Raw genomic sequence first — 629 nt, 5'->3', positions numbered from 1 at the left:
GTAGTTACCGGGCGGGGGCGGTGGCTGTGTCATGGATGTCCTTGTCTACGTCTACAGGGGTAGGCAAACCGTCTACAGGGGTAGGCAAACCGTGGTCATGATCTTGTCGGCCAGCGTTTGCCGCTTGGCGTCCCACAACGGGAACAGGACGGCGACCAGCCAGACGATGCCCAGGCACACGTACGAGGCGACGAGATAGATCAGCTCGCGCACCACCGACAGCCAGAAACCGATTGGCTGCCCGGTCTTTTCGCTGACGACCTTGAACTTCATCACCGACTTGCCGATGCTCGATCCCGTGGTGCCCTGGCGATAACCCAGGTTCCACACCACGAAGGCCAGAGCGGCCAGGCTCGCGACGAAGAGCGCCAGTTGGCCGCCCACCGACGGAGCCGTCGTGCAGGTGGCATCCACGCTGTAGTCGGTCGATTCGGTCAGGCAGGCGGTGTCCTGGGTGGCGAACCACACGCCCCAGCCGATACCGAAGATGACGTAGGCCGGGATGTAGTCGATCAGCCACGCCACCACGCGGGTGAACCAGGACGTGTAGGCGGTCTGCGGCAGCTGCGGAACCTGCTGACCGGGCGGGGGCGGGGCGTAACCGGCCCCGGGAGGCGCCGAGGTCGCGG

The 629-nt window shown here is 65.3% G+C and carries 1 protein-coding gene; it reads right to left on the bottom strand.

Features of this window, described 5'->3' with window-relative positions:
- Positions 1-72: 72 nt before the first annotated feature.
- On the bottom strand, positions 73-629 hold a 557-nt coding region (locus MSZK_RS20920; RefSeq protein WP_233211429.1), incomplete at its 5' end, for an RDD family protein.

The sequence above is a fragment of the Mycobacterium sp. shizuoka-1 genome, assembly GCF_002723835.1.
GTDB lineage: Bacteria > Actinomycetota > Actinomycetes > Mycobacteriales > Mycobacteriaceae > Mycobacterium.
Note: the sequence above shows the minus strand (reverse complement) of the source record. Positions and strands in the feature narration are given on the sequence as shown.